1 protein-coding gene and 1 pseudogene are annotated in these 1,518 nt (G+C 75.4%); both read right to left on the bottom strand.

Annotated features, from left to right (window positions below; translation table 11 throughout):
* A pseudogene (locus PKY62_RS13345) lies at positions 1–847 on the bottom strand (transglutaminase); the annotation flags it as partial.
* Between the two features lie 74 nt (positions 848–921).
* A partial coding sequence (locus PKY62_RS13340; RefSeq protein ID WP_324537753.1) for a DUF58 domain-containing protein occupies positions 922–1,518 on the bottom strand: 597 nt, incomplete at its 5' end.

Genomic DNA, 1,518 nt, shown 5'->3' with positions numbered 1-1,518 from the left:
AGCTGGCGTCGGTGAACCAGGCGCGGTACCCCGCCAGCGGGCTCACCTCGGCGGCCAGCCGGAGGTCGGGCCCGGTCGCCGAGCGCAGCACCTCCCGGGTCGACCCGGCGGCCACCAGGGGGGTGAGCACCACGCCGGCACCCACCGCGATGGTCACCATCCCCAGCGCCAGGGCGAGTGAACGCGCCCCGGCTCCCGTCGGACGGCGGACGAGCCGCACCCCGGTCGCGTCGGCCGCCCGGCCCAGCGCCGCGGCCCGCTCCTGGCGAGCGCGCCAGGCGAGCATGCCGAGCCCGAGTACGAGGCCGAGCGCGCCCAGGACGGCCTCCCGTGGGGCGGCCACCGGCACTCCGAGAACCGTGACTGGCGCCGTCGCGGCGTCGGCGCCGAAGCCGAGCCCGAACCACTGCGCCGCGAGCAGTACCGGCACCGCGAGCACGTGGACGCGGCTGTGCCGCCAGGCCAGCAGCAGGGCCGCGAGGGTGCCGACGGCGAAGACCACCAGGGCGGGCACCAGCAGGTTGCGGTAGCCGCCGACCGGCAGGTCGACCGTGACGAGGTCCTTCCACGCCGTCACCAGCCCGGTGCCGAAGCCGGCGATGGCCCGCGCCGGGCCCACCGACCAGATCGGGACGGCGACCGTCAGTCCGATCACGACGAGAAGGCCGGCCACGGCCGCGACCACGGCGCCGGCACGCCAGCCCCGCCAGTGGGCCAGCACCGCGATGGCCGTCCCGCCCAGGGTCGCGGTGCCGACCGTGACAAGGTAGGCGGGCGAGGCGTAGATCGGCCAGGCCGCGACCGCTGCGACCGCGACCATCGCCAGCACGAAACCGGCCGCGACCACCTCCTGCCCTCCGAAGCTTCCCCGGGCGACCCGGGTGGCGCGCGGACGGGCGGCGCGCGGCGGCCTGACGCCCTTCACGACTGCACCCCCCGCAGCAGCAGTTGGGTGAGGTCCTCCAGCAGGCCGATGGTCAGCACGGTGAGCGGCCCGAACCGGCGCATCGCCGGGTGCGCGCGCTCGTCACAGACGATCGCGATCACCGCCGAGTCGGCCGGGAAGGCCAGGGCGGCCTGGCGCAGGTCCCGCAGGCCCGGCGTCGACCCGCACACCAGCACGGCCAGCGACACCTGGTCGCCGGATTCGGCCGCGAGCCGCGACACCTCGGCGAACGACATCGTCGAATCGGCGAGTTCGATGCCGCAGCACTCGTCGAGCAGGATCCGCGGGGTCGCCGCCTGCAGCGCCCGGATGCTGCGCACCCGGGAACGGATCAGCTCGGGGATCTCCACGCTGACCACGACCTCCAGGTCCCTGCCGTCGCGGATCGCCTGCACCCCGAGCGAGGCGGCGGCGCTGACCGCGAGCTCGAACTCGTCCGCGTCCCGGTACTCGGTGCGGGCACACGACAGCACGATCGCCATCCGCGAGCGCCGCGACTCCTCGTACTGGCGCACCATGAGGGTGCCCGTCTTGGCCGTCGACTTCCAGTGGATCTGCCGGCGCGAGTCGCC

The sequence above is a fragment of the Actinotalea sp. genome (genome assembly GCF_035443605.1).
Lineage (GTDB): Bacteria > Actinomycetota > Actinomycetes > Actinomycetales > Cellulomonadaceae > Actinotalea.
Note: the sequence above shows the minus strand (reverse complement) of the source record. Positions and strands in the feature narration are given on the sequence as shown.